Origin of the sequence: Peribacillus sp. FSL E2-0159, assembly GCF_038643155.1 — a bacterium.
Taxonomy (GTDB): domain Bacteria; phylum Bacillota; class Bacilli; order Bacillales; family DSM-1321; genus Peribacillus; species Peribacillus simplex.
On the sequence record NZ_CP152053.1, the window covers coordinates 1,593,634 to 1,620,021 of the forward strand.

Annotated in this window: 27 protein-coding genes and 2 other annotated features; of the genes, 20 read left to right on the forward strand and 7 right to left on the reverse strand. The window is 40.3% G+C overall.

What is annotated here, in order from left to right:
- Positions 1 to 71: 71 nt before the first annotated feature.
- Positions 72 to 1,742: a ribonuclease J1 gene (gene rnjA / locus NYE63_RS07920; RefSeq protein ID WP_063231995.1), complete on the reverse strand. Its 1,671-nt coding sequence runs from the start codon at positions 1,740 to 1,742 to the stop codon at positions 72 to 74.
- A 3-nt stretch (positions 1,743 to 1,745) separates the two neighbouring features.
- Positions 1,746 to 1,955 (reverse strand): RNA polymerase epsilon subunit, encoded by a 210-nt coding sequence (locus NYE63_RS07925; protein WP_063231994.1) that lies wholly within the window; start codon positions 1,953 to 1,955, stop codon positions 1,746 to 1,748.
- An 876-nt stretch (positions 1,956 to 2,831) separates the two neighbouring features.
- Here NYE63_RS07925 and NYE63_RS07930 point away from each other — a divergent pair.
- Positions 2,832 to 3,599 carry a Cof-type HAD-IIB family hydrolase gene (locus NYE63_RS07930; RefSeq protein ID WP_342604729.1) on the forward strand — a complete coding sequence of 256 codons (768 nt, stop codon included), beginning with the start codon at positions 2,832 to 2,834 and terminating at the stop codon, positions 3,597 to 3,599.
- Between the two features lie 48 nt (positions 3,600 to 3,647).
- Here the strand turns inward: NYE63_RS07930 and def are convergent, their stop codons facing one another.
- Both def and NYE63_RS07940 read right to left on the reverse strand, forming a co-directional pair.
- On the reverse strand, positions 3,648 to 4,202 hold the full coding sequence (def, locus tag NYE63_RS07935) for a peptide deformylase (protein ID WP_342604730.1): 555 nt from the start codon (positions 4,200 to 4,202) through the stop codon (positions 3,648 to 3,650).
- Between the two features lie 239 nt (positions 4,203 to 4,441).
- Entirely contained in the window at positions 4,442 to 4,597 is a 156-nt protein-coding gene (locus tag NYE63_RS07940; protein WP_342604731.1) for a YjcZ family sporulation protein, read from the reverse strand.
- Positions 4,598 to 4,808: 211 nt separating this feature from the next.
- On the opposite strand from NYE63_RS07940, the gene NYE63_RS07945 reads away from it, so the two are divergent.
- The 7 genes from NYE63_RS07945 to NYE63_RS07975 all read left to right on the forward strand — a co-directional run bounded on the left by NYE63_RS07945 (position 4,809) and on the right by NYE63_RS07975 (position 12,499).
- The gene (locus NYE63_RS07945; RefSeq protein ID WP_342604732.1) at positions 4,809 to 5,471 is read left to right on the forward strand and encodes a YkyA family protein; all 663 of its coding nucleotides are present in this window, start codon (positions 4,809 to 4,811) and stop codon (positions 5,469 to 5,471) included.
- Positions 5,472 to 6,115: 644 nt separating this feature from the next.
- Positions 6,116 to 7,231, forward strand: coding sequence for a pyruvate dehydrogenase (acetyl-transferring) E1 component subunit alpha (gene pdhA / locus NYE63_RS07950; protein WP_289317288.1), 1,116 nt, complete (start codon positions 6,116 to 6,118; stop codon positions 7,229 to 7,231).
- Positions 7,232 to 7,234: 3 nt separating this feature from the next.
- The gene (locus tag NYE63_RS07955) at positions 7,235 to 8,212 is read left to right on the forward strand and encodes an alpha-ketoacid dehydrogenase subunit beta (protein WP_251427584.1); all 978 of its coding nucleotides are present in this window, start codon (positions 7,235 to 7,237) and stop codon (positions 8,210 to 8,212) included.
- A 121-nt stretch (positions 8,213 to 8,333) separates the two neighbouring features.
- On the forward strand, positions 8,334 to 9,692 hold the full coding sequence (locus NYE63_RS07960; protein ID WP_342604733.1) for a dihydrolipoamide acetyltransferase family protein: 1,359 nt from the start codon (positions 8,334 to 8,336) through the stop codon (positions 9,690 to 9,692).
- Positions 9,693 to 9,695: 3 nt separating this feature from the next.
- Positions 9,696 to 11,108 (forward strand): dihydrolipoyl dehydrogenase, encoded by a 1,413-nt coding sequence (lpdA, locus tag NYE63_RS07965; protein WP_342604734.1) that lies wholly within the window; start codon positions 9,696 to 9,698, stop codon positions 11,106 to 11,108.
- A 262-nt stretch (positions 11,109 to 11,370) separates the two neighbouring features.
- The gene (locus tag NYE63_RS07970) at positions 11,371 to 11,628 is read left to right on the forward strand and encodes a hypothetical protein (protein ID WP_307272566.1); all 258 of its coding nucleotides are present in this window, start codon (positions 11,371 to 11,373) and stop codon (positions 11,626 to 11,628) included.
- Positions 11,629 to 11,671: 43 nt separating this feature from the next.
- Complete coding sequence (locus NYE63_RS07975) at positions 11,672 to 12,499, forward strand: polysaccharide deacetylase family protein (RefSeq protein WP_342604735.1); 828 nt, start codon at positions 11,672 to 11,674, stop codon at positions 12,497 to 12,499.
- A gap of 25 nt (positions 12,500 to 12,524) precedes the next feature.
- On the opposite strand, the gene NYE63_RS07980 is transcribed toward NYE63_RS07975, so the two are convergent.
- Positions 12,525 to 12,959 (reverse strand): DUF1885 family protein, encoded by a 435-nt coding sequence (locus tag NYE63_RS07980; RefSeq protein ID WP_342604736.1) that lies wholly within the window; start codon positions 12,957 to 12,959, stop codon positions 12,525 to 12,527.
- Positions 12,960 to 13,331: 372 nt separating this feature from the next.
- On the opposite strand from NYE63_RS07980, the gene NYE63_RS07985 reads away from it, so the two are divergent.
- A complete protein-coding gene (locus NYE63_RS07985) occupies positions 13,332 to 13,457 on the forward strand; it encodes a GapA-binding peptide SR1P (RefSeq protein WP_072272684.1) in 126 nt (41 codons plus the stop codon).
- 178 nt (positions 13,458 to 13,635) lie between these two features.
- Here the strand turns inward: NYE63_RS07985 and NYE63_RS07990 are convergent, their stop codons facing one another.
- Entirely contained in the window at positions 13,636 to 15,093 is a 1,458-nt protein-coding gene (locus NYE63_RS07990; RefSeq protein WP_342604737.1) for an aminotransferase class I/II-fold pyridoxal phosphate-dependent enzyme, read from the reverse strand.
- Between the two features lie 417 nt (positions 15,094 to 15,510).
- Here NYE63_RS07990 and NYE63_RS07995 point away from each other — a divergent pair, with 417 nt between their 5' ends.
- The 9 genes from NYE63_RS07995 (at position 15,511) to trpA (ending at position 23,976) form a co-directional block, all read left to right on the forward strand.
- Complete coding sequence (locus NYE63_RS07995; protein WP_342604738.1) at positions 15,511 to 16,470, forward strand: nitronate monooxygenase family protein; 960 nt, start codon at positions 15,511 to 15,513, stop codon at positions 16,468 to 16,470.
- 57 nt (positions 16,471 to 16,527) lie between these two features.
- On the forward strand, positions 16,528 to 16,803 hold the full coding sequence (locus NYE63_RS08000) for a UPF0223 family protein (RefSeq protein ID WP_063231981.1): 276 nt from the start codon (positions 16,528 to 16,530) through the stop codon (positions 16,801 to 16,803).
- Between the two features lie 69 nt (positions 16,804 to 16,872).
- Positions 16,873 to 17,103 (forward strand) — a binding site (T-box leader).
- 35 nt (positions 17,104 to 17,138) lie between these two features.
- Positions 17,139 to 17,375 (forward strand) — a binding site (T-box leader).
- A gap of 171 nt (positions 17,376 to 17,546) precedes the next feature.
- On the forward strand, positions 17,547 to 18,941 hold the full coding sequence (gene trpE, locus NYE63_RS08005) for an anthranilate synthase component I (protein ID WP_342604739.1): 1,395 nt from the start codon (positions 17,547 to 17,549) through the stop codon (positions 18,939 to 18,941).
- Positions 18,938 to 19,543, forward strand: a complete 606-nt coding sequence (locus NYE63_RS08010; RefSeq protein ID WP_342604740.1) for an aminodeoxychorismate/anthranilate synthase component II — start codon at positions 18,938 to 18,940, stop codon at positions 19,541 to 19,543. Before trpE ends, NYE63_RS08010 begins: the two co-directional genes overlap by 4 nt.
- Positions 19,544 to 19,570: 27 nt before the next feature.
- A complete protein-coding gene (gene trpD / locus NYE63_RS08015) occupies positions 19,571 to 20,593 on the forward strand; it encodes an anthranilate phosphoribosyltransferase (protein WP_342604741.1) in 1,023 nt (340 codons plus the stop codon).
- Positions 20,593 to 21,369, forward strand: coding sequence for an indole-3-glycerol phosphate synthase TrpC (gene trpC / locus NYE63_RS08020; RefSeq protein WP_342604742.1), 777 nt, complete (start codon positions 20,593 to 20,595; stop codon positions 21,367 to 21,369). Before trpD ends, trpC begins: the two co-directional genes overlap by 1 nt.
- A gap of 10 nt (positions 21,370 to 21,379) precedes the next feature.
- Positions 21,380 to 21,994: a phosphoribosylanthranilate isomerase gene (locus NYE63_RS08025; RefSeq protein WP_342604743.1), complete on the forward strand. Its 615-nt coding sequence runs from the start codon at positions 21,380 to 21,382 to the stop codon at positions 21,992 to 21,994.
- A 4-nt stretch (positions 21,995 to 21,998) separates the two neighbouring features.
- On the forward strand, positions 21,999 to 23,204 hold the full coding sequence (gene trpB, locus NYE63_RS08030) for a tryptophan synthase subunit beta (protein ID WP_134783319.1): 1,206 nt from the start codon (positions 21,999 to 22,001) through the stop codon (positions 23,202 to 23,204).
- Positions 23,197 to 23,976 carry a tryptophan synthase subunit alpha gene (gene trpA, locus NYE63_RS08035; RefSeq protein WP_342604744.1) on the forward strand — a complete coding sequence of 260 codons (780 nt, stop codon included), beginning with the start codon at positions 23,197 to 23,199 and terminating at the stop codon, positions 23,974 to 23,976. Before trpB ends, trpA begins: the two co-directional genes overlap by 8 nt.
- A 90-nt stretch (positions 23,977 to 24,066) precedes the next feature.
- Here trpA and NYE63_RS08040 read toward each other — a convergent pair whose 3' ends face one another.
- The gene (locus tag NYE63_RS08040) at positions 24,067 to 24,687 is read right to left on the reverse strand and encodes a DUF1054 domain-containing protein (protein ID WP_342604745.1); all 621 of its coding nucleotides are present in this window, start codon (positions 24,685 to 24,687) and stop codon (positions 24,067 to 24,069) included.
- Between the two features lie 196 nt (positions 24,688 to 24,883).
- Between NYE63_RS08040 and NYE63_RS08045 the strand changes: the two genes are divergently transcribed.
- Positions 24,884 to 25,081, forward strand: coding sequence for a hypothetical protein (locus NYE63_RS08045; protein ID WP_034314018.1), 198 nt, complete (start codon positions 24,884 to 24,886; stop codon positions 25,079 to 25,081).
- A 407-nt stretch (positions 25,082 to 25,488) separates the two neighbouring features.
- Complete coding sequence (locus tag NYE63_RS08050) at positions 25,489 to 26,292, forward strand: inositol monophosphatase family protein (protein WP_230161800.1); 804 nt, start codon at positions 25,489 to 25,491, stop codon at positions 26,290 to 26,292.
- The last annotated feature ends 96 nt before the right edge of the window (positions 26,293 to 26,388 follow it).

Below are 26,388 nucleotides of genomic sequence, written 5' to 3' on the forward strand. Positions count from 1 at the left end.
GCTCAATATCGGGCAGCACGCACCTTTCATCCACAAAAAAGCCCAGCCATCAATGGCTGGGCTTCTACTATTTATTGAACTTCCATGATGATCGGTAGGATCATTGGACGGCGTTTAGTTTTTTCATATAGGAATGGAGATAAAGTGTCTGTAATTTCATTTTTAATTTCAGACCATTGTGTAGTTTTGCGATCCATCACCTTATTTAAATGCTTAGTGATCAAGGATTGAGCATCGCTGATCAGGTCTCCTGATTCTCTCATATAAACAAATCCGCGTGAGATGATGTCAGGACCGGATGCAATTTTGAATTCCTTCATATTGATGCTGACCACGACAACGACAAGACCTTCCTCGGAAAGAATCCGACGATCACGGAGAACGATATTACCGATATCCCCGATGCCGCTTCCATCGATATAAACCGAACCTGAAGGGATTTTACCGGCGATTTGTGCTGTGTTTTCACTTAAGGAAAGAACTTCACCATTATCCATGATAAAGCAATTTTCTTCCGGAACACCGCAATCGACTGCATGGCGGGCATGTAATTTTTGCATACGGTATTCACCATGGATTGGCATGAAGAATTTTGGTTTTATCAAACGAAGCATTAGCTTCTGTTCCTGCTGTCCGCCATGTCCTGATGTATGAATGTCATTCAAAGGACCTGAAATGACGTCAGCTCCTGCACGATATAATTGATTGATCGTTCTGGAAACGCTGATTGTGTTACCTGGGATAGGTGAAGATGAAAATACTACAGTATCACCAGGAATGATTTGAATTTGACGGTGAGTGCCATTCGCTATGCGCGACAGGGCTGCCATTGGTTCACCTTGGCTACCTGTACAAAGGATGGTTACTTTATTCGCAGGCATACGATTCAATTGCTGTACATCAATAAATGTATCTTTAGGAGCTACGATATAACCAAGATCTTGTCCAATTGATATGGCTGAATCCATGCTTCGGCCAAAAACGGCTATTTTACGGCCGTTAGCCACGGCTGCTTCTACAACTTGCTGAAGGCGATGGATGTTAGATGCAAATGTTGCAAAAATAATCCGGCCGTCAACCTTACGGAAAATGTCATGAATGGTATCGCCGACACGGCTTTCGGACATAGTAAAGTTCTGCACTTCACTATTTGTGCTATCCGAGAGTAAGCACAATACTCCTTCTTTACCGATTTCAGCCATTTTGGTCAGGTTTGCAGGCTCGCCCACTGGTGTGAAGTCGAATTTGAAATCACCAGTATGAACAATTTGTCCAGGTGGGGTTTTTACAACGATCCCATAAGAGTCAGGAATACTGTGAGTTGTGCGGAAGAAAGAGACGGACGTTTTCCGGAACTTGATCACTTCATCTTCACTGATTTCAATCATGGTTGTCTGACGTAATAGGCCGTGTTCTTCCAATTTATTACGAAGCAGTCCAAGTGCCAGCTTCCCGCCGTATACAGGGACATTCACTTTTCTAAGTAAATAAGGAATCCCGCCAATATGGTCTTCATGGCCATGGGTAATGAAGACACCTTTAATTTTATCTACATTTTTCTCTAAATAGCTGTAATCTGGAATCACATAGTCAATACCGAGAAGTTCATCTTCAGGAAATTTAATTCCAGCATCAATGATGATGATTTCATCTTGAAACTGAACAGCATATGTGTTCTTACCGATTTCGCCTAAACCGCCCAGGGCGAATACAGCTGTTTGATCGTTTTTTACAAATTTCATAAATTATAGCTCCAATACTTTGTAATCTTCATTTTGTTTTTCATATTCTAAATATGCTCCGGTTACGGGTAGTACGATCTCTACGTTATAAGGTTCTTTTTTTAGTTTTAAACGGACGTCACGAACGGATTCACCTTCGATAAACATTGTTTTAGTATTCTCCCGGATTGGAACCTCTGATATGGTTACTTGATAGTATACCTTAAAAACCATTTTAATCTCTCCTCACTTGTTTGCATTGCTTTTTTCATTATATATAAAAACAACAATTTTTTCATGTTTTTCAACATCATGTAAAAATAAACCCAGCTCCGCCATAAAAACGGAAGGGGTTTGATGAATTAAATATACCAATGTCTAAAAGTATATATAAAAATAGATGGCAGATTCTGGTATCTATCCAATTGTAGCTTCCTCTACCTTATATCCTATCCGTTTTTGCCATGTGTAAAACTTAAATCATGGGATCTTTTTTTTCTAAACGATTTCTTTAAATTAATAAAGTACCATTGTTTACATCGTTTCATGAAAACACAACGACTCATATTTTGATTGAAATATGTATTCACTTGACCAAATAAAAGCCAAGATAGAAAGAATGCTTAACAAGAACTTTACAACAAGGAAGAAGCCCTCCGCAAGTTTTTGAAGGGCTGTCCGAAAAAAATTCGCATATGGATGACGGCCAAGGCAGGAATGAGTGGCAAATCATGCGATAGATTTTTTTCTTAAAAGATCATTCCACTGTTTAACAAGCTTTTTACGAAGCTTTTTTAACATGGCGATCACGCTCCCTTAGTTATTATTGTATAGGATTATTCAATAATGTAAATACGTCTTTACAGGTACTTGGCCCATTTTTGAAAAAAAAGGCTCATTCAAACAAGCAATTGGGATTTTAGAGGCAAGAAGGATGGGAGAAGTGTAACCTGAGTTAGTTTCTATTAAGAATAGTATATGCCCATTCCTGAATAAAAAACGTAACTTTGAGTTGAATCCGGTATAGTTACTTGACTTATCTTGATGACAATTATTAAATGGGTACATATTAAAAAAGGAAAAAATGAATGAATTGGAAGTGAATCGTTAGTGAAAATCGTATTCTTTGATATTGACGGAACATTGCTTGATCATGAAAAAAAGTTACCTGCTTCAACAAAAAAAGCCATTAAGCAACTGCAGGATAGCGGGGTTTTTGTAGCGATTGCCACAGGAAGGGCTCCGTTCATGTTCGAGTCTTTAAGGGAAGAGCTTGGCATCGATACATTCGTAAGTTTCAATGGACAATACGTTGTTTTTGAAGGGAAAGTCGTTTATAAAAACCCTTTGAGCATACCTGAGATAAAACGGCTCCACGAACATGCTGAGAATAATGAAATACCGATCGTATTCATGAATGAGGAGACAATGAAATCGAGTGTTCCGCATCATAGCCGAATTGAAGAAGCATTAAGCAGCCTGAAGTTTCCCCACCCGGAACATGTGGCAGATTTTTATGAGGACCATGATATATACCAAGCCTTATTATTCTGCTCGGAAGATGAAGAAGGGAACTTTGTTGGGAAATATGATGACTTTCACTTCATAAGATGGCATGCATATTCGACGGATGTACTTCCATTCGGGGGTTCAAAAGCTGAGGGCATTAAAATATTAATGGAAAAAGTCGGGTTTGCTCTGGAGGATGTTTACGCCTTTGGAGATGGCTTAAATGATATAGAGATGTTAAAAGTAGCGGGATATGGCGTGGCAATGGGGAATGCCGGTCAACTTGTGAAGCAAGAGGCCGACTTTGTAACGAAGGATGTCGATGATGATGGCATACTTTTTGGTTTGAAGGAACTTGAACTGATATAAAAAACAACACCCCCGTCAACCAACAGATGGGGGTGTTGCTTATTACGTTTACCTTTCCACCGCAATTGAATTTTCCGGAATGGCAAAGGGGTCTTCCGGATTGATATGATCATAAAACATGATTCCATTAAGGTGGTCGATTTCATGTTGAAAGCAAATGGCTGCGATGCCTTTCAGGCGGAGTTGAACCGATTTTCCTTCCAGGTCCGTACCCACTACCGTTATTCGAGCATAACGGGGCACATAGCCGGAAACGGGACGATTTACGGATAGGCAGCCTTCTCCGGATGTCAAGTATGCTTTTTCCACTGAATGGCTAATGAGTTTAGGGTTGAAAAGTGCATAGCTATACAGTTGATCATCCTTTTCTTTCAAATGAACCGCAATCATCCTTTTTGAAACATTCACCTGTGGTGCAGCCAAGCCAATTCCTGCCCTTAACCCGTATAGAGCAGCAATATCGGGCTTCTGGCTGTTTTGGACATATTCCATCAAGCTGGCTAAAAGTTGCTTATCTTCATATGATGCCGGAAGCGGAACCTCTACCGCGACTTGCCTTAAGATTGGATCGTCTTCATTAACAAAATCATCCATGGTAAGCATAATCTTTCACCCCATAAAAATTCTTATAATATGTATAAGTTATTTTAACAAAAAAAATGCTGAAAGTTAATGGATAGTCTAATGAAAGAAAAATGGAAGGGATGGAATCAAGTCGATTAATTCCTATCCCAGCCATAATTTTATTTACGTGTTAAGGTCTATTTAAAAAAATAAATCATTTTTTGTGAATCAGGGTAAATAGTTAACATTTTCGGGTAAAGGTAATAGTAATTACCTGTTTAGCATAAGCACGCGCCGACAATGATTAGCAAAATGAACAGGACAATGATTATGGCAAAGCCGCTTCCAAAGCCGCAGCCTCCACCATCACCATAACCATAGCTGGGTGCAACGGAAACCGGATAACAACATTCCTGGTTGTAACCTCCATACATAATTTCATACCTCCGTTTTTGTATTATTAAAATGCTGACCACTCTGATTTGAAACGGTCCCTACAGCCTATGCAGTATGGTTTAAAGGGTGTAGGCTAGCGCCCAGTAATGAAAAAAACCTGTTCAGAATATGATTGTAACAAGTGTCTGCGGCTTATAAGGGAATTTAGAGAAATATGAATCTTCGAAGAACTATCAGAAGGAGCTGTCTATGTTGAATCGTTTTGGTCCATATGTTATTTTACTTCTTTCTTTAGTGATCTTGACTGGTTGTTTTAATGGTTCACCGGAAGAAAAAATCCACAAAATCCTAGAGAAAACTGCAGAAAAGGAAAGTGATTTCACCGAGCATCAGGAGCCTCTTAATGATTTGGAGAAAAAAGAAAAAGAAAAATATGAGAAAATCATTAAACTTGGATTGGATGATTATGAACAGATCGTCGAGCTATCAGATGAAGCAACCAAGAATATCGACCAAAGGGAAAAAATAATTGAAAAGGAACAAAGCAGTATGCAATCCTCAAAAGAACAATTCAATCAGATAAATGAACAAATCGGGAAAATAGAGGATGAAAAGATAAAAAAAGAAGCGACTGATATGAAAAAGGTCATGAGTGAGCGCTATAGCACCTACGATAATTTATATGATGCCTATCAACAAAGTCTGGCTTATGATCGTGAATTATATGAACTTTTTAAAAAAGAGGATTTGAAAATGGATGAATTACAAGTGCAAATCGAGAAAATCAATACCTCTTATACAAAAGTTTTGAAAGCGAATGAGGAATTTAATGCTTTAACGGAAAAATCAAATCAAAAAAAAGAAAGTTTTTATGATAGTTCCGGCATAGAAATGGCTGATTCAACAAAATAATATAAATAATGATGGGCTGTGATCCTCACTCACAGCCCATATTTTTTTCAATCCAGTTCATATAAGTACAAAAAGATACTAAAATGGTCTTTTTGTGCAACCAGCTTAATGTGAAATTTTCATACCTGTACTAAAAAAAAACGATAACTAAAATTCTAACAGCAGACTTATATGAAAGCGTTTAAATATTTTTTTGGAATATTATTTTAAAGGCTCAAATGCCTTTAGTTAAAGCGGTTTTGGAATCGATCTGATATGCCGGGGAATTGAAATGTTATCCTTCGCCATCCTTAAATTGAAAAATACGGAAAATTTAATAGTACAGTTGTAAAGTGAAAACTAATACAGTGGAGAAGTGTGAGTATTGGAAATTCTATTAAATCAAAATTATAAGGAACTCCAAGTGATTGACTTGATGATAATTCATCTTGTAAACTTAATCTATAAAAATTCTTGTATCATTTTCCTTGATTTTTTTTATGGTACAGAATAAGATTGAGACATATTAAGCGTATCCACGTTTGAGGGATTGGTCTTAAGGGAAAAATAAAAGAATGAATTGTTGAAGAAACTAAAAAGCAAACTATTTTTGCTTTATAGAATAATAATAGTAAACCTTTTTAATGAAAGGATGAGGTGCCAAAATGGCTCAAAAAACTAAACAAGCTAAAATTAATGTTCAAGATCAGCTTAAGAAAGTGGAAGATCAATTTGAAACTTTTCAAATTTTAAATGAAGAGGGAGAAGTCGTTAACGCAGCGGCAATGCCTGATTTAAGTGATGAACAACTGCAAGAATTAATGCGTCGTATGGTTTATACCCGCATCTTGGATCAACGGTCTATATCACTGAACCGCCAAGGCAGATTAGGGTTCTATGCACCGACTGCCGGTCAAGAAGCTTCTCAAATCGCTTCACAGTATGCTTTGGAAAAAGAGGATTTCATTCTTCCTGGTTACCGTGATGTGCCGCAAATCGTTTGGCACGGCCTGCCGCTTTGGCAAGCATTCCTATTCTCCCGTGGACACTTTAAGGGAAATCAAATTCCTGAAGACGTCAATGTCATTTCGCCTCAAATCATTATCGGCGCTCAATATATCCAAGCTGCCGGAGTGGCTCTTGGATTGAAGAAACGCGGAAAAAAAGCTGTAGCCATCACATATACGGGTGACGGTGGAACATCTCAAGGTGACTTCTATGAGGGTATTAACTTTGCAGGTGCATTTAAAGCGCCAGCTATCTTCATCGTGCAAAATAACCGTTTTGCAATCTCGACTCCTGTTGAATTGCAATCAGCATCAAAAACTTTAGCCCAAAAGGGTGTGGCTGCAGGTATTCCTGGTATCCAGGTTGATGGTATGGATGCATTGGCCGTTTATACAGTTGTTAAAGAAGCACGTGAACGTGCAATTAATGGTGAAGGTCCTACATTGATCGAAACATTAACTTACCGATATGGACCACATACGATGGCTGGGGATGACCCGACACGTTACCGTACTTCCGATATGGATAATGAGTGGGAACTGAAAGATCCATTGGTTCGTTTCCGCAAGTTCTTGGAAAACAAAAAACTTTGGAATGAAGAATTAGAGAACGAAACAATAGAAAAAGCAAAAGACGATATTAAAGAAGCAATCAAAAAGGCTGATGCAGAACCTAAGCAAAAGGTTACAGACCTTATTGAGAACATGTATGAAGAAATGCCTTATAACTTAAAAGAACAATATGAAATTTATAAAGAGAAGGAGTCGAAGTAAGCCATGGCTCAATTGACGATGATTCAAGCAATTACAGAAGCACTACGTACTGAACTTAAAAATGACGAGAATGTACTCGTTTTTGGAGAAGATGTTGGTCTTAATGGGGGAGTTTTCCGTGCAACGGAAAATCTTCAAAAAGAATTCGGTGAAGATCGTGTATTCGATACACCACTTGCTGAATCTGGAATCGGTGGATTAGCGGTTGGTCTTTCTTTACAAGGTTTCCGTCCTGTTCCTGAAATTCAATTCTTCGGGTTTATATATGAAGTAATGGATTCCGTAAGCGGTCAGCTTGCTCGTATGCGCTACCGTTCAGGGGGACGTTACAGTGCGCCGGTTACAATTCGCTCACCTTTTGGAGGCGGAGTGCACACTCCGGAAATGCACGCTGATAGCTTAGAAGGTTTAATGGCTCAGCAACCAGGGTTAAAAGTAGTAATCCCTTCCACTCCTTACGATGCAAAAGGCTTATTGATTTCAGCGATTCGTGATAATGACCCAGTCATTTTCCTTGAGCACATGAAATTGTACCGCTCATTCCGTCAGGAAGTTCCTGAAGAGGAATATACAATTCCATTAGGAAAAGCGGATGTGAAAAGAGAAGGAACGGATTTATCCATTATTACGTATGGTGCGATGGTACAGGAATCCATCAAGGCAGCTGAAGAATTGGCTAAGGATGGTCATTCCGTCGAAGTGGTCGACTTACGGACTGTATCTCCATTGGATATTGATACAATCATTGCTTCTGTAGAAAAAACTGGACGCGCTATCGTTGTTCAAGAAGCCCAAAAGCAAGCTGGTATAGCAGCGAATGTTGTCGCTGAAATTAACGAGCGTGCCATTTTGAGCTTGGATGCTCCAGTACTGCGAGTGGCTGCTGCTGATACGGTATTCCCGTTTTCACAAGCTGAAACAGTATGGCTCCCTAATTATAAAGACATTATTGAAACGGCAACTAAAGTCTTGAAGTTTTAACAATCTTAAGTAATGGGAATGAACGTCCTGCAAGTGAAAGTGATTTTGCATTAACGGTAATGCAAGATAAAGGACTTTATTCAATGCACTAAGTATGATTTAATATAGGAGGTTGAACTCAGTGGCATTCCAATTTAGACTCCCTGATATCGGAGAAGGTATACACGAAGGTGAAATAGTGAAATGGTTTGTAAAACCAGGAGATAAGATACAAGAAGATGACGTGCTTTGTGAGGTTCAAAACGATAAGGCCGTTGTTGAAATCCCATCACCAGTGGAAGGTACCGTTGAAGAAATCCTTGTTCAAGAAGGAACGGTTGCCGTTGTTGGCGATGTACTTGTAACATTCGATGCTCCAGGATATGAAGATCTTCAGTTTAAAGGGGATCATGGAGAAGAAGCGAAGGCAGAAGGTGGAAAGGATACGGAGGCCCAGGTTCAAGCAACTGCTGAAGCTGGACAGGAAGTCAAGAAAGAGGCTGCTCCGGTTCAAGAAAATAGTGCAGAAACGGGCGCGGGATCACAACCACAGGTTGAGGCAGATCCTTCACGACGTATTATCGCCATGCCTTCTGTTAGGAAATATGCACGCGAACAAGGGGTAAATATTCGTGAGATTTCTGGTTCTGGGGATAACGGCCGTATCATGAAAGAAGACATCGATGCTTTCAAAAACGGCAAAACGGCTCCACAGCAACCAGCAGCTCAAAGTGAAGCTTCACAACAAAATGATAAGGAAACAACCGAAAAACCAAAAGTTTCGATTCCAGAAGGACAATATCCTGAAACTCGCGAGAAAATGAGCGGTATGAGAAAAGCTATCGCCAAAGCAATGGTTAAATCCAAACAGACTGCTCCACATGTAACATTGATGGATGAAGTTGATGTGACGCTACTGGTTGCTCACCGTAAGAAATTCAAGGAAATTGCTGCAGAAAAAGGAATCAAGCTTACATTCCTACCTTATGTTGTTAAAGCGTTAACAAGTGCATTGCGTGAATTCCCTATGCTTAACACATCATTTGATGATGAGGCTAGTGAGATTATCCATAAACACTATTACAATATCGGAATTGCGGCAGACACAGACAAAGGACTGCTCGTTCCAGTTGTAAAAGATGCAGATCGTAAATCAACTTTTGCCATTTCACAAGAAATTAATGAATTAGCGACGAAAGCTCGTGACGGTAAATTGGCTCCTAACGAAATGAAAGGTGCTTCTTGCTCCATTACGAATATCGGTTCCGCAGGCGGTCAATGGTTCACACCTGTAATCAATCATCCAGAAGTTGCCATTCTAGGGATTGGACGCATTGCCGAAAAAGCAATTGTACGCGACGGGGAAATTATCGCCGCTCCAGTTCTGGCATTATCACTGAGCTTTGATCACCGCATGATTGATGGAGCAACTGCTCAGCATGCATTGAATCATATCAAAAAGTTATTGAACGACCCAGAATTATTGTTAATGGAGGCGTAAACAATGGTAGTAGGAGATTTTCCAATCGAAACAGATACTTTAGTGATCGGTTCAGGCCCAGGGGGATATGTTGCCGCAATTCGCGCAGCACAGCTTGGACAGAAAGTAACGGTCGTTGAAAAAGGAACAATCGGCGGAGTTTGTTTGAATGTAGGCTGTATCCCATCGAAAGCTTTAATCTCGGCGGGACACCGTTTCCATGAAGCTCAGCATTCAGAAGATATGGGTATCTTTGCAGAAAAAGTTACTGTTGATTTTTCTAAAGTACAAGCTTGGAAAGGTACTGTTGTAAAAAAATTAACAGGCGGTGTAAGCAGCCTGTTAAAAGGTAATAATGTTGAGGTTGTAACTGGCGAAGCTTATTTCGTTGATGAAAACAGCATCCGTGTTATGAATGATGACTCAGCCCAAACATATACATTTAAAAACGCAATCATCGCTACTGGTTCATCACCAATCGAGATTCCGTCATTTAAATATACGAAACGTGTACTTAATTCCACTGGTGCTCTTGCTTTGGAAGAAGTTCCAGGTTCGATCGTGGTAATCGGCGGAGGTTACATCGGTACTGAGCTTGGCGGAGCATTCGCAAGCTTTGGCACTAAAGTGACCATCCTTGAAGGTACGGAAGAAATTCTTTCTGCTGGCTTCGAAAAACAAATGGCAGCACTTGTTAAGCGTAACCTTAAAAACAAGGGTGCTGAAATTGTTACTAAAGCAAATGCTAAAGGCGTGGAAGAAACTGAAACAGGTGTAACTGTAACTTATGAAGTAAAAGGCGAAGAGAAAAAAGTTGAAGCCGATTACGTTCTAGTAACAGTTGGACGTCGTCCAAATACTGCTGAAATCGGCTTGGAGCAAGTCGGAATCAAAATGACTGACCGTGGTTTGATCGAAACGGATAAACAATGCCGTACAAGCGTGAAAAACATCTACGCAATCGGTGATATCGTTTCTGGACCTCAGTTGGCTCATAAAGCTTCTTATGAAGGTAAAATTGCAGCTGAAGCCATTGCTGGACATTCATCTGAAATCGACTATCTTGCTATTCCGGCTGTTGTATTCTCAGAACCGGAACTTGCTTCTGTCGGTTATAATGAAAAAGAAGCTAAGGAAGCTGGAATCGAAGCGCTTGCTTCTAAATTCCCATTCGCTGCAAATGGACGTGCTCTTTCATTAAATAATACGGACGGATTTGTGAAGCTTATCACTCGCAAAGAAGACGGATTGGTTATAGGAGCACAAATTGCAGGACCAAACGCATCTGATATGATTGCAGAACTTGGTTTAGCTATCGAAGCAGGAATGACTGCCGAAGATATTGCAATGACAATCCATGCACATCCAACTTTAGGGGAAATCACAATGGAAGCAGCTGAAGTTGCCCTTGGAACTCCTATTCACATCATTAAGTAATTGATTTTAAAAAAAGCGTACTGCCTAATGCAGTACGCTTTTTTTGTATTGGCCAGATGATGACTCCTCATTCATGTTTTTCTTCTCACTAGTTAAATGAAACGGACAAAAAGGGCATAAGCTATAAAAAGGACTTCGTACTTTTTTCCTTAAAAGGTTTTGAAAAAGGTAATAGAGGATAAAAAATAAGATGAGCGATGTGCTAAAGGAATATTTTTTGCCAATAAAAAGATCATGGCTGATATATTCATAATAAAATGAGGTGGATCACTTGAAAAATTATCTGGTAATCCTCTTTCAACTAATCGTATGGAGTGGGTATACATTAGTTGAATGGCTGTCTGTTAACGATCGATTCGTTTTCAAAGTATTCATGTTTCTGGTCTTTTCTTATTTAGCCATTTACATTGGTAAAATAATTTTAAAATCCAATAGACGAACCATGCTTGTTACCGTGATAAGCCTTTTATGTTACGGGATTTTGCAAATCCTTTTGGAAACGTTAGTACCCGTTTATTGAATTTTTCGTAAGCCTCAATGACACAAGAAACCACGGAGGAATCATGATTAACAAAGTGGTAGCATTATTTACCTTAGTATCATTTTTATTGATGGCTTGTAATGATCCGAGTTCCGGTCAAACTGAAAATGAGAATGAAAAAAGTGAGGAAACGACAACAACGGTCCAAGATGAAAGCCAGCAAGAGAAAGATTTGAAAAAAGAAACGTCAAAAAAAATTGGCGAAGGGAATGTAAAGGCAGAATATCGGGTGGATAAAGAGAATTGGTCATATAAACCCATTGGGGATGCGAATCCGAAAGTGGTGTTGTTAACATTTGATGATGCACCTGATAAATATTCTCTGGAAATCGCCCGAACCCTGAAGCGCCTTGAAGTACCTGCGATATTTTTCGTGAACGGTCACTTTCTTGAAAATGATGAAAATAAAGCGATGCTGAAAGAAATTCATGAAATGGGTTTTTCAATCGGCAATCATACATATTCCCATGTGAATTTAAAAGAGTTGACCGATAAGGAACAAGAGCGGGAAATCGTTAAATTGAACAATTTGGTTGAGGGCATTATAGGGGTACGCCCTAAGTACTTCAGGGCGCCATTTGGATCGAATACCGAGCATTCAAAAAAAGTCGCTGAGAAAGAAAAAATATTGGTCATGAATTGGACATACGGATATGACTGGGAAAAAGAGTATCAGGATAAAAAAGCTTTAACGGAGATCATGTTGAACAGCCCTTATTTAGGAAATGGTGCGAACTTACTGATGCATGACCGGAAATGGACCAGTGAAGCGATAGAGGATATCGTGAAAGGTTTTCAAAAGAAAGGTTATGAGATCCTTGATCCAAAATTAATTGAAACGCCTGCATGAGCCAATTTCGGCATCTGCAGGTTTTTTATTTCCTTGGATAATAATACATCACCCGTTTATTGAAGAGGTGTAGCTGCGCCCGTAATTTCTTTGCAAGGAACTTGCACAATTCATTAGCTTTTCCCTTATCACCGAAAGTTGCAGTTTCAGGGAGGGTGAATTGGATATAGGATTGAATCCGCTCTGATCCATCTTCATCCTTAACGACTTCCTGGTCAACGCCTATCAATATCATGTGGTATCGATCTTCTTTGGATTGGAGGTATATGGCCTTATCTTTCATTCTTTCCGGTTCTTTCATTTCATAAGGAAATGCTTTTTTATCATAGTCCCAATCCAGTTGCTTTCCGGTTTTTGCTGTGATCATTTGATAATAGCTTAGCAATTCTTTCACGTCTTCGATGGTTACAGTCCCTTTAGCGGACTCAGGAACAAGTTTGATATAGGCATTTTCAGTCATGTGGATCCCCCTTAGATAGATAGGATATAAGAATATATTAACATTTTATGGATGTATTATATACATATCTATATGTAAATTAAAAGGCGAAATTCCTATTTCACCTTGCTATGCTGAAGCAAGGAGTGTATGTAATATGTAAAAAGAGCTCCAGGGCTCTTCGTTTATAAAAAATTCTCGTGTTTGAATAAAAAGAATCAGTCTAACGAACGATTGGAATCCATTTCTTCCAACATTACGTTTCATTAAATGGGAAAAAGTATATATGTTATACTTTTTAGCTTGAAATAATAAATGTGTTATATTATAATTCATTTAAAGCGGTTACATTAAGTAATTGATGCATACAATATAGAGGAAGGGGTTGTAAAAATGGGAACTATCGTATGTCAAACTTGCAATAGCACGATTGAACATTTTGAAGATGAAAAAGTAAGTGTACTATATACACACAATCACAACTGCCAAAGCTGTGATACAGCTGCCTCTGAAAAATAAATGGAATAAGGATTTTAAGATTAATAGAATTTAAGGGTGTTTCAGGATTATAACCTGGAGCACCCTTTTTATAGAAGTTAATGAAGCAAAAATCTTCAGTTTATTTGGAGCTACTTGCTCCATAACAAAAGTGGCAAAAAAAACCAGAGCAGTACATGCTCTGGTTTGATGGGATCAATCAATTTTTAATGATGCGTAAATATTTTATTTCTGGGTCCTCAGGGCCTTGAACAGGAAGGCCGGCCTCGATGTTTTTCCGGATGTAATTGATATTATCTTCAGTAATCAATTCACCTGGTATGAAGATCGGGATTCCTGGCGGGTAAACCATGATGAATTCAGCGCTAATTTTGCCGACAGATTCCTCAATGGGAACCACTTCGGTTTCTGCGTAAAATGCCTCCCTGGGTGATAAAGCCAATGGTGGTGTATCAGGAAGCAGGACTTCAATTTTTTCATGTTCAGCCGCCATTTCCTTAAACTCATCCGATAAGTCTCTAAGGGCAGCTATCAGCAGGTCCGCTTCTGTTTTTGAGTCTCCAGGAGTTATCAGGCAAAGGATATTGTACAAGTCAGATAGTTCCACTTCGATATTATGCTTTTCACGAAGCCATTTCTCAACGTCGTATCCGGTAATATTCAATTCCTTAATGGATATGATCAATTTAGTCGGATCATAACTAAAGGCTGCCTCACTCTCGAGAATTTCGCTGCCGACACAGTAAAGATAAGGAATCTCATTAACGGCCTCACGGATATACCCTGCGAGATTGATCGCTTCATCGATCATTTCCCTGCCTACAGTCGCAAGTTGTCTTCTAGCCGTATCCAGGGAAGCCAGAAGGATATAGGAGGTTGAGGTGGTTGTGAGCATGCTCAATATGGCTTGAACACGATTTGCGGAAACTAAACCAGTCTTAACATTTAATATGGAGCTTCCCGTTAGTGAACCGCCCAGTTTATGAACACTCGTTGCAGCCATATCTGCTCCAGCTTGCATGGCTGACATCGGCAAGTCTTCATGGAAGTGTATATGGACACCATGTGCTTCATCTACAAGTACTGGGATTTGGTGGGAATGAGCAACTTCCACTATTTTTTGCAAATCAGCCGAAATGCCGAAATAGGTGGGATTGATGACAAGCAATCCTTTTGCATCGCTATGTTCCCTTAAAGTTTTTTCAACGGCATCGACGGTGATTCCGTGTGAGATGCCCAAATCTTTGTCTATTTCAGGATTGATGAAAATGGGAACAGCTCCGGAAAATACAATGGCAGACATTACGGATTTATGTACATTCCTTGGGACGATGATTTTGTCCCCAGGTCCGCATACTGTCATGACCATCGTCATGATTGCTCCGCTTGTTCCTTGAACGGAAAAGAATGTGTGATCTGCCCCAAAAGCTTCAGCGGCAAGATCCTGAGCTTGTTTAATGATCCCCTTTGGCTGATGGAGATCATCGAGTGGAGCGATATTGATTAAATCTATGGATAATGCATTTTCTCCAATGAAATTACGGAAATCAGCGTCCATTCCTTTTCCTTTTTTATGACCTGGAATATGAAATTGAACGGGATTTTTTTTTGCATGCTGCAATAAGGCAGTGTATAAGGGTGTTTCATTCTGTGACAATTCTTTGTGGCCCCTTTTCAATAAAATAGGTACGAAATATTGGGAGTATATATTCCCTTTCTATTTACGATCGTATGTTTCTCCGTTTCCATTCGTATGGTTAGTAAGCTTGTGGATAGACATAAAACATATGAATTATAGCACGTCTTATAATAAATGCCTAGAGTGACTTTTTAATGTCCTGCTTAAACAATTTCTATATGACATTGTTGTTAAGGGGCTCAATAATATTATCAGCAGATTATAAATGTCTATTTTACTAGTATTTACTAGATCTACTCAAGAATTCTTCTTTTATTAAAATTGTATGTGTGAGTTTAAAAATTGAACGGGTAAACAATATTTGCCATAATGAAGCTAATGATTTGAATTTAACTAAATAAATAAACCACCAAAATGAAAAGGGAGATGAGGAGTTTGAAGTGGAAAACGCGTGTGACCGATTTGTTAGGTATTCAATACCCAATCGTACAAGGAGGATTGGCCCATTTAGCATATGCAGACCTGGCTGCGGCAGTTTCGAATGCAGGAGGGCTAGGGCAGGTAACGGCCATGTCCTTGGACAACCCGGAGCAATTGATAGATGAAATTAGAAAAACCAAATCATTGACGGATAAACCCTTTGGTGTGAACTTTGCAATCGGACAGCATGGAAGATCTTATGAACACATGCTGGAAGCAGCCTTGAAAGAGGATATAGCAGCTGTTTCCGTAACCGGCGGTAACCCTGCACCATTTCTTGATTACGTCAAAGGCACCCAGGTGAAAAAACTCGTGCTTGTTGCTGCAAAAAGGCAGGCAATGAAGGCTGAACAGCTTGGGGCAGATGCAGTGATGGTAGTCGGTCAGGAGGGAGGAGGACATTTAGGCCGTGATGATATTGGAACTTCTGTGTTGATTCCTCAAGTTGTGGACTCCGTGAAAATTCCAGTCATCGCCTCGGGTGGTTTTGGCGATGGACGCGGTTTGATGGCAGCATTGGCACTTGGTGCCGAAGGAATCGAGATGGGAACACGATTCATAGCAGTCAAGGAGTGTGTTCATGCACATGAATTATATAAAAATGCCTTGGTTTCCGGTACAGAAAATGATACCGTTGTCATCAAGCGGTCCATTGGTGCACCAGCCAGGGTAATTGCAAACGGCTGGACCGATAAGATCCTTGAAATAGAAAAAGAAAACGGCGGATATGAACAATTGAAGGATTACATAAGTGGAAAAGCGAATCAGCGATATATCCATGAAGGTGTGGAAGGTGAGGGTTTTGCCTGGGCTGGACAAGTGATGGGGCTAATTCATGATGTACCATCGACTGCGGAACTATTCAGTCGGATTATCGACCAGGCGGAAGCAATTCGTTCAAAATGGGCAGACTGATGATGCATGGTCTGCCGGACAACATGAAAAACTATCTAGAAGGAGCGTGTTTAGGGTATGGATTATCAATATCCAATGGATCTTGATTGGTCTACTGACGAAATCGTAGATGTGATTAAATTCTTTGAAGCGGTAGAAAAGGCTTATGAAAATAAAATACAAAAGGAAGAATTTATGAAGGCTTACCGAAGATTCAAGGAAATAGTCCCCGGTAAGGCGGATGAAAAAAAGTATACGGATGAGTTTGAGTCGGTCAGCACCTATTCAGCATATCTTGTTATAAAGAAGGCAAAGGGAATCGATGACGGAGAATGGATAAAAATGAAAAAATAAAAATATAATTTTTAGAAAACTCCATTGACTTACTGAAAAGATTGTTTTAACATAATAATCAAGAAAAAGATAAAGGCAGTGACGAAGAATAGTACCTTAATGATGTTCTGCAGAGAGCCAGTGGTTGCTGAAAACTGGTGAACGAATTTAAGCGAATGGACTTCCGAGCCCCAAACCGAAACGGATGAACGGAGTAGGCTTTGGCGATTATCTCATCGTTAATGGAGATAGGCATGTTAATGCCGTAAAGTGAGCTAATTTAGCTAATTAAGGTGGTACCACGGGTTCCTCGTCCTTTGGATGAGGGCCCTTTTTGCGTTTTTATGGAAATGATAATTAAATCTATGAATGAGAGTAGTAATCTTTTTAGATGCGTCACAGAGAGCCGGAATAGGTGGAAACCGGTACGATATAAGAAGATGAATGGACTTATGAGTGGTTTCTTGAAATAAGTAGGGAAACTCGGCTGCCACCGTTAAAGGGTAATCGCAAGAATTTTTCATTCTTGCTTGAGAGGGAAAAATGATGCGTTTTTCCAACTTGAGGTGGCACCGCGGTATACCGTCCTCTGCAAACACATATTTGTGTTTGCAGGGGATTTTTTTATTGGAATTTCAATATATATTCCTTTTAGAGAAAACATCAAAAAATATCCGGAGGAATTGAAAACTCAGGCACTTGGCCAAAAAAGGTTTTCCCTTCGAGGGTTTATAAGATCGCATAAGAATCGGGAGGGAATTGAAATGAATAATTTGGATGAAAAAAAAATACTCCGTTTCAAAATGGACACAATTGAAGGGGATATCCACACACCCATTGCCATATTTCAGAAATTAGATGGTGACCAGAAGTTTTTATTGGAAAGTTCGAATTCGCATCATGACAACGGCCGCTACTCTTATCTAGGTTCAAGACCTTACTTGGAGGTGACATCACTTGCTGACCAAGTATATGTGAAAGACACTGAAACAGGTGAGCAAATCGTAAAGAACATCAATATCATCGAGTTTCTAAAAAACGAATTATTAGTTGAAATAGGAGAGGCTCCCATACATCTTCCGCCTTTTAACGGTGGTGCAATCGGATATATGGGCTATGATATCATTCGACTATATGAAAATATAGGTCCGGTGCCTCCTGATTCTCTGCAAATGCCTGATGCTCATTTTCTTTTTTATAAAGAACTGTATATATTCGATCATGTTCTGCAGAAGATCCATCTTTTGACTGCGGAAGAAGATAGTGAAAAAAGTTTATTGGGGATGAAGGAAAAAATCAATCAGGCAAGCAAGCCGTCAAAGGAAATATCGTCGGAATATTTGGAATTCAATTCGAATTTCAGTCAGGATGAATTCGAGAAAATGGTCCTTGAAGTTAAAGCAGCGATAGTAGCGGGTGAAGTGTTCCAAGTTGTTTTATCACAAAGGTTTAAAGCGGACTTCGATGGGGAGCCTTTCGATGCCTACCGTCGTTTGCGATTAGCCAACCCCTCACCTTATATGTTTTATATAGAATTTGGTGACTATACAATTATTGGGTCGTCTCCAGAAAGTTTGATCAGTGTTTCATCAGGAATGGTTCATGTTAATCCCATCGCCGGTACAAGGCCGAGAGGGAAAACGGATGAAGAAGATAAAGGCTTCGAAAAAAGCCTGCTGATGGATGAAAAGGAACTTGCCGAGCATAAGATGCTTGTTGATTTGGGTAGGAATGATCTTGGCAGGGTTTGCGAAATCGGTTCAATCCACCTTACCGAGGAAATGGAAATTCAAAGATATCAGCATGTCATGCATATTGCTTCGAAGGTTAGCGGAAAGCTTAGGGAAGGGTTCACGAGTTTAGATGCGCTGACGGTCTGCCTCCCTGCCGGAACAGTCTCAGGTGCTCCAAAAATCAGAGCAATGGAGCTGATCAATGAACTTGAAAATTGTAAACGGGGGATGTATTCGGGCTCGATAGGGTTCATAGGTTTTGGAGGGGATCTTGATATGGCATTAGCCATTCGGACGATGATCATTAAAGATGGCAAGGCCTATGTACAGGCAGGGGCAGGAATTGTATATGATTCAGATCCAAAAACGGAATTTGAAGAAACACAAAATAAAGCTCGCGCTTTAATGGAGGTTCACACAAAATGATTTTATTAATTGATAACTATGACTCGTTCACTTATAACCTATATCAATATTTAGGAGAAGTGGAAAAAGAAATCATAGTAAAAAGGAATGACGAAATCACCCTTGCGGAAATTGAGGAACTGAATCCAATGGCAATCGTCATTTCCCCGGGACCCGGCAGGCCGGAAGATGCTGGTATCAGTATGGAAATCATTCGTAATTTTTATGAGAGGGTTCCGCTATTAGGCATTTGTTTGGGGCATCAGGCCATTGGGGCAGTTTTTGGTGCCAATGTGGTTGGTGCGAAACAAATCATGCATGGGAAAACATCTGTTATCGAACATGATGGAACAGGTGTATTTGCCAAACAGGACTTACAATTTCCGGTAATGCGTTACCATTCCCTTGTAGTTGAAAGGGAGAGTCTGCCAGATGAACTGACTGTGACGGCAGTAGCACTGGATGATGGGGAGATCATGGCCCTGAAACATCAGGATTTCCCGCTCTACGGTTTACAGTTCCACCCTGAATCAATAGGGACGAAAATCGGCAAGGAATTATTACATCAATTTTATGAGATTGCGGGAACCTTCCAATCAGAGAAGGAACAATCCATCTTATAAAACAAAAAACGACTGGGGGAGTTAGCGGTGAAGGAGTATTTAGCGAAGTTAGCAGAGCGTCAAACATTGACGGAAGAAGAGATGAGCAGAGCAGCCCAATCGTTATTTTCTAAAGATATCACCGAAAGCGAGATGGCAGCTTTCATCATTGCCCTAAAATCCAAAGGGGAAACGGCAGGTGAAATAGCAAGCCTTGTCAGAGTCATGAGAAAAGAAGCGAGAAGTGTACGAACAAGCTCTCTTAATGTAATGGATAATTGCGGAACGGGAGGAGATGGGTCGCAAAGCTTTAATATAAGTACAGCATCTGCCTTCGTACTTGCTGGGGCCGGTGTCAAGGTTGCCAAACATGGAAACCGTAGCATTTCTAGCAAAACAGGCAGTGCGGATGTATTGGAAGAATTAGGTGTTAATTTGTACTTGGAGCCTGACATGTTAAAAGAACTGTTGGAGGAAAATGGGATCACATTCTTATTTGCCCCTTCGGTCCACCCTAATATTGCACGGATAATGAAAGTGAGAAAAGAACTGAAAATCCCGACGATATTTAATCTCATCGGTCCTCTGACAAATCCAGTCCAACTCGAGACGCAATTAATGGGAATTAATCGACGGGATATGCTCGAGCTTTTTGCGGAAGTTCTACATAAATTAGGCAGGAAACGCGCAGTCGTGATAAATGGTGCCGGTTTTATGGATGAAGCGAGCCTACAGGGAGAAAATTCACTCGTGCTTTTGGAGCAAGGGGATATTATCCCATTTACGCTGCATCCTGAAGAAGTGGATCTGCCGGTTTACGGAAATGATGCCATCCGCGGCGGTGATGCCAAACAAAATGCCGATATCATGCTTAGGCTTCTCAAAGGGGAAAAAGGGGCCTACCGTGATACTGTTTTATTGAATGCTGGATTGGGATTATACGCACATGGTACGGCAGCAACGATCAAAAAAGGAATCGCTATGGCCAAAGAAAGCCTTGATAGCGGGTCGGCTCTTGCAAAGTTAGAAAATCTGATTGCTTATGGCAATAGAAATAAGGTGGTCATGTAATGGAAAATATCTTAACGAAAATCATCGAACAGAAAAAGGTGGAAGTCGCAAAATTAAAAGAAAGGGGCTTAGATGATTCGGTAATGAACAACATAGTCAGACCATCTTTGGTGGAAAATTTGAAAACGGCGAAATCGATGGCAATTATCGCGGAAATAAAACGGGCTTCCCCTTCAAAAGGGGACATTAAAATCAATGTGAATCCGATCGAGCAGGCCCTTTCATATGAAAGTGGCGGAGCGGCAGCGATATCAGTATTGACGGATGAGGTTTTCTTCAAAGGATCAATTGCAGATTTGAGAATTGTAAGCGAGGCCATACGGATTCCCAGGTTGTGCAAAGATTTCATCATCGATGAAATCCAAATCGATCGCGCCCATCAAGCTGGTGCCACTATCATTCTATTGATTGTGGCAGCTCTTTCTAAAGAACGTCTTCATGAATTATATCAATATGCAAAAAGAAAAGGGCTTGAAGTATTGACGGAAGTCCATGATGAAGCCGAACTGGAACGGGCTCTCGAGCTGAATGCAGAGCTCATAGGGATTAACAATCGGAATTTAAAGACCTTCAAAGTGGATTTGGCTGTAACGGAACGACTGGCGAAGTTACTTGATCCAAAACTCCATATCATTATCAGTGAAAGTGGAATCAAGACAAAAGAAGACGTGATGCGAGTAAAGGAAGCTGGTGCAAAAGCGATTTTAGTCGGGGAGACACTGATGACTGCAGCAAATCTTCCGCACACGATGGCTGAACTGCAAATGAGTATATAAGGAGATTAATATGTTAGTGAAAATCTGTGGGATAAAGACATTGGCAGCGGCTCAGACTGCTGTTGGATCAGGGGCAGACTTCATTGGTTTCATTTTTGCCGAGAGTAGCAGGAAGGTTGAGCCAGAGATAGTAGGAGAATTCGGACCGCATCTAGCTGGAAATGTTAAAAAAGTTGGAGTGTTTGCCAATCAAACTGAACAAGAAGTGATAAAAAGTGCTGAAATTGCAGGATTGGATTATATTCAGCTTCATGGTAACGAGTCTGCCAGCTTCGCCCGCAGAATGCCCCTACCGGTGATCAAGGCCTTTGCCGTCAATTCAGAGAAAGACCTTGAAAACCTTCATGAATACCCGGCAGATTATCTATTAGTTGATCTTCCTAAGAGTTCATCTGGAAAGGGATTGACTTTGGATTGGGAAATGATCCGAAAAGCGGATCTGCCACTGGACAAGGTAATTCTAGCGGGTGGGCTGACTCCGGAAAATGTCGGAAAAGCGATTAATGCCGTTTCACCATTCGCAGTTGACGTAGCCAGTGGTGTTGAAACAAACGGTTTAAAAGATGCTGAAAAAATAAAAGCATTTATTAATGAGGCGAAATATACAGCCGGAAAAGAGGAATGAATAGATGAACACTTATACACAGCCTGATAAAACTGGACATTTTGGAGCATATGGAGGCCGTTTCGTTCCGGAAACTTTAATGGCGGCGATTACGGAGCTTGAAGAAGTATATGAACAATCTAAAAATGATCCTGAATTCCAAAGGCAGCTAAGCTATTACCTGAAACAATATATCGGTCGGGAAACACCTCTTTATTTTGCGGAGAACTTAACCAGACTAGCTGGTGGTGCAGATATTTATCTGAAGCGCGAAGACTTGAATCATACCGGAGCCCACAAAATAAATAATACGATCGGTCAGGCTTTGTTGACTCAGAAAATGGGCAAGAAAAAGGTGATTGCCGAAACGGGTGCAGGACAGCATGGGGTTGCAACGGCGACTGTGTGTGCTTTGCTGAAGTTGGAATGCATCATCTTTATGGGTGAAGAAGATATCAGGAGACAGAAATTGAATGTATTCCGGATGGAGCTTTTGGGAGCAAAGGTCATATCTGTATCACAAGGAAGCGGGACACTGAAGGATGCAGTCAATGAGGCGTTACGATATTGGGTGGCGAATGTGGATGACACCCATTATATAATGGGATCCGTTCTTGGTCCGCATCCATTCCCCGTTATTGTACGTGATTTCCAAAGCGTGATAGGGAATGAAACAAAGCGTCAATATTCGGAGGCGGTTCATTCCCTACCGGATGCAGTAGTCGCTTGCATAGGCGGAGGAAGTAATGCAATGGGAATGTTTTATCCCTTCATTGAGGATGAAACGGTAAAATTATACGGAGTGGAAGCGGCAGGGCATGGACTTGAAACACCATTACATGCTTCAAGTTTGACGAAGGGAAAACCTGGGGTGCTCCACGGGGCATTTATGTATGTATTGCAGAACGAAGACGGTCAGATCCAGGAGGCACATTCAATTTCAGCAGGGCTGGATTATCCAGGGGTAGGTCCTGAACATAGTTACTTAAAAGATACAAATCGGGTGGAATATACTTCCGTAACCGATGATGAAGCCTTGGAAGCTCTAGCGATGCTTTCAAGGGAGGAAGGGATCATCCCTGCTTTAGAAAGTTCACATGCCATTTCCTACGGTTTAAAGCTTGCTAAAGAAATGGAGAAAGGAACAGGACTGGTGATTTGTTTGTCAGGCCGTGGTGATAAGGATGTTGAAACGGTCCAATCTTTGATGGGGGGTAGTGAACATGAATAAATTAACAAATGCGCTTGAAGAATGTCAAACAAAGCAGGAGAAAGCATTCATACCATATATCATGGCAGGTGATGGAGGTCTGGAACGTTTAAAAAGCCAGCTTCTTTTCCTTGAAAATAGCGGGGCGACTGCCGTTGAACTGGGTATACCATTCTCTGACCCTGTCGCAGATGGACCGGTTATCCAACAAGCTGGCATCCGATCTTTGGAAAATGGCACAACTTTAAAAGATGTCCTGAAAAAAGTAATGGAAATCAAAAATGATGTGACCATTCCAATTATTTTAATGGGCTATACGAATTCAATCCTGGCATATGGACTTAAAGAGTTTACGAATGACTGTCTTCAAGCAGGGATTTCCGGGTGCATCATCCCCGATTTACCGATTGAAGAAGAAGCCATCTTTTCATCAATCAAAACTGCAGGGATCGTTCTTATCCGACTTGTGACACTTACGTCTTCGAAAGAGCGTATCACTGAGATTACCGCAGGTGCAGAGGGATTTATCTACGCAGTTACAGTCAAAGGCATTACAGGTGCCCGTGACGCCTTTGGAGAAGAACTTGGGGGCTATTTAAAGAAGGTAAAAGAGATAAGTCCGGTTCCCGTTCTTGCTGGGTTCGGCATATCGACGCCAGATCATGTCCGTGATGCAATACAATACTGCGATGGTGTCATTGTCGGCAGTAAAATCATCGAATGCTTCGAGACAGGTAAGGAAGATCAAATCAGTGACTTGATCCTAGCAAGCAAAGGCTTAGTGCAAAAATAAGGAAAGGAGAGCCTCCAAGGCTCTCTTTTTTTCTTAACCAGTTTAATTGAAGGCATCCGATATTTCAATCCGAATACGAAGCAAATGTGTTTAATTTAATTGATATAAGGGTAAAAGATGTTCAAACGCATCTTGAATGGTTTGAATGAAATCATCATCTTTTAACTTAATAGCGTCATCACGGGAAATTTTTATACCGCATAGGATTTCGGCTTTTTTTACAGTTTGCAAACGAGTGAACATTGAATTCAAATCATCTACTCCAAGACCATCATGAGGGATGACATCAGGTTTTGTATGGTCCATTGACCATACATAATGGGAGGGAATGCTATTCACTAATCGGTCTGCCTGCTGCTCCAGATGCTTTCCGATTTCAGTTTTATTAGGGGCTTCATAAATGACGGCATACCAGATGAACATATGCGTTTCCCATAACCCGATTTGGAAATGAGGCATCATTTTATAACCTCTGCTGTTGGCAGCTAAAGCAACCCATGTATCATTAGGAGGGTTCACTGTCCGTCTAGCATGCTTTGCAACATGAGGGTGCATTTCATCGCCGGTCATAACTGACAGTTTTTGAGAAAAATGCTCTCCAAGGGCCTGTAATTTGGGCTGGATCCGTTCTTTTAAAGCATCCATGCGCGGTTCCAATCCATCAATATTAAAAACATCAAAATCATTTGCTGTAAAACTTGATATATTCATTTTCATCTCTCCTACCGTAATATCTGCACATATTGTAGCATAAGTAAAAGTAAAATTTAAAAAATACGATTTGGGTTAGGGCAATGTAAAATTCCTTATAGGTTAAAGCACAAATTAGTTGCTATTTGAGGTAGGAAGTCATATGATAAAATAAATTCAGAAAATTACGTTAATTGATGAAGGGAGAATGTTAATTATGAAACAAGTCATGAACCAAGCATTAAAAGCTAAAGAAGTTGAAAGACATAGAGCTGCAGTGTTAAGAATGGAAATGGACTATGAATTAGCAACCCTTTTTGAAGCAATTGGTGAAGAGAATGACCAAAAGAGGTCACAATGCAAGCAAAGGCTAGAACGCATCCGCTTGGAATTGTTGAAACTGAAAGCCTTGTAATTGATTGGCTGCAGAGATCTTGAAGGAGAATGAATAAAGGAAATGAATCAATTTCAATACAAGGAATTTTATTATAGATGAACGGACACTTTATTTTATTAAAAAATAATGTGTCCGTTTTTCATTAAATGTCCAATATATATAAGGTGGTATTTTATTTTGGGTCAGGTCCTCTTAATAAGGAAGGGACACGTTAAGTCAAATGGTTTGAAAAGTATTTGTGCGGGCTGACTCATGATCGCGAAACCGATTAATGGAAGGTAGTCAAGGAACTGTCCTTCCTCATATGTTAAAAAAAATGGAAAATTTAAGATGTTAAAAACTTGAAGGCAAGCTATATTTGCTTTAATCTTTAGAAGAGGATCATTTTAATGTAGTTTCTGATCATAAAGGACGGGGATATTATAATGGCATCGGTCAAGGAAATGGATACATATGCGAAGTTATGGATGAAAGAAGCGGGTACTAGGCTAAGGGCGTCCTTTAAAACCAAGTTGAATATTGAAATGAAAACGAATCCGAATGATTTGGTTACTAATATGGATAAGGGGATAGAAAAGTTTTTTTGCGAAAAAATCGGCGAAGTCTTTCCTGAACACCGCATTTTTGGGGAAGAGGGAATGGGCAATGATATTAAAGACCTAAAAGGTACGGTGTGGATCATCGATCCAATTGATGGAACTTTGAATTTCATTCATCAACAGAGGAATTTTGCAATTTCTCTTGGGGTTTATGTGGATGGCATCGGTAAAATTGGCATGGTATATGATGTCTTTAGTGATGAATTATATCATGCGATTAAGGGGCAGGGAGCATTTCTGAATGATCAAAGGCTCCCATCTCTTGAAGAGGCATCAGTAAGCAAAGCGATCATTTCCATTAATGCAAGCTGGGTAACGGAAAACCGTAGGATCGACCCGAGTCTCTTGGCACCGCTAGTTCGGGATGCAAGGGGGACACGTTCTTATGGCTCCGCAGCATTGGAGCTTGCTTTCGTGGCAGCTGGAAGGATTGATGCATACATAACCATGAGACTCATGCCTTGGGACTTTGCCGGAGGAGTTTTACTGGTTGAGGAAGTGGGCGGGGAAGTTAGTAATATTAAAGGTGACAAATTGAATTTTTTAGAAGGCGACTCACTTTTTGTATCTAAACCAGGGCTTCACAAAGAAATATTCAATAAATATTTATCAGGAAATTCCAGCCATTAGTATCAAGGCCTAATTGAGGGTATGACAAAAAAGTCTTGTACGGATGGAATCAAATACTCATTTTGAAATATTTAACAAAAAAAACTCGCTGTTTGT

Coding starts and splice junctions, on each gene's coding strand:
- trpB (WP_134783319.1), top strand. CDS start 21,999: ATGAACACTTATACACAGCCTGATAAAACTGGACATTTTGGAGCATAT.
- NYE63_RS08010 (WP_342604740.1), top strand. CDS start 18,938: ATGATTTTATTAATTGATAACTATGACTCGTTCACTTATAACCTATAT.
- NYE63_RS08050 (WP_230161800.1), top strand. CDS start 25,489: ATGGCATCGGTCAAGGAAATGGATACATATGCGAAGTTATGGATGAAA.
- rnjA (WP_063231995.1), bottom strand. CDS start 1,742: ATGAAATTTGTAAAAAACGATCAAACAGCTGTATTCGCCCTGGGCGGT.
- def (WP_342604730.1), bottom strand. CDS start 4,202: ATGCTTACCATGGATGATTTTGTTAATGAAGACGATCCAATCTTAAGG.
- NYE63_RS07925 (WP_063231994.1), bottom strand. CDS start 1,955: ATGGTTTTTAAGGTATACTATCAAGTAACCATATCAGAGGTTCCAATC.
- NYE63_RS08045 (WP_034314018.1), top strand. CDS start 24,884: ATGAAACAAGTCATGAACCAAGCATTAAAAGCTAAAGAAGTTGAAAGA.
- NYE63_RS07985 (WP_072272684.1), top strand. CDS start 13,332: ATGGGAACTATCGTATGTCAAACTTGCAATAGCACGATTGAACATTTT.
- lpdA (WP_342604734.1), top strand. CDS start 9,696: ATGGTAGTAGGAGATTTTCCAATCGAAACAGATACTTTAGTGATCGGT.
- NYE63_RS08000 (WP_063231981.1), top strand. CDS start 16,528: ATGGATTATCAATATCCAATGGATCTTGATTGGTCTACTGACGAAATC.
- NYE63_RS07980 (WP_342604736.1), bottom strand. CDS start 12,959: ATGACTGAAAATGCCTATATCAAACTTGTTCCTGAGTCCGCTAAAGGG.
- NYE63_RS07955 (WP_251427584.1), top strand. CDS start 7,235: ATGGCTCAATTGACGATGATTCAAGCAATTACAGAAGCACTACGTACT.
- NYE63_RS07940 (WP_342604731.1), bottom strand. CDS start 4,597: ATGTATGGAGGTTACAACCAGGAATGTTGTTATCCGGTTTCCGTTGCA.
- trpA (WP_342604744.1), top strand. CDS start 23,197: ATGAATAAATTAACAAATGCGCTTGAAGAATGTCAAACAAAGCAGGAG.
- trpE (WP_342604739.1), top strand. CDS start 17,547: ATGAATAATTTGGATGAAAAAAAAATACTCCGTTTCAAAATGGACACA.
- NYE63_RS07975 (WP_342604735.1), top strand. CDS start 11,672: ATGATTAACAAAGTGGTAGCATTATTTACCTTAGTATCATTTTTATTG.
- NYE63_RS07945 (WP_342604732.1), top strand. CDS start 4,809: ATGTTGAATCGTTTTGGTCCATATGTTATTTTACTTCTTTCTTTAGTG.
- NYE63_RS08040 (WP_342604745.1), bottom strand. CDS start 24,687: ATGAATATATCAAGTTTTACAGCAAATGATTTTGATGTTTTTAATATT.
- pdhA (WP_289317288.1), top strand. CDS start 6,116: ATGGCTCAAAAAACTAAACAAGCTAAAATTAATGTTCAAGATCAGCTT.
- trpC (WP_342604742.1), top strand. CDS start 20,593: ATGGAAAATATCTTAACGAAAATCATCGAACAGAAAAAGGTGGAAGTC.
- NYE63_RS08025 (WP_342604743.1), top strand. CDS start 21,380: ATGTTAGTGAAAATCTGTGGGATAAAGACATTGGCAGCGGCTCAGACT.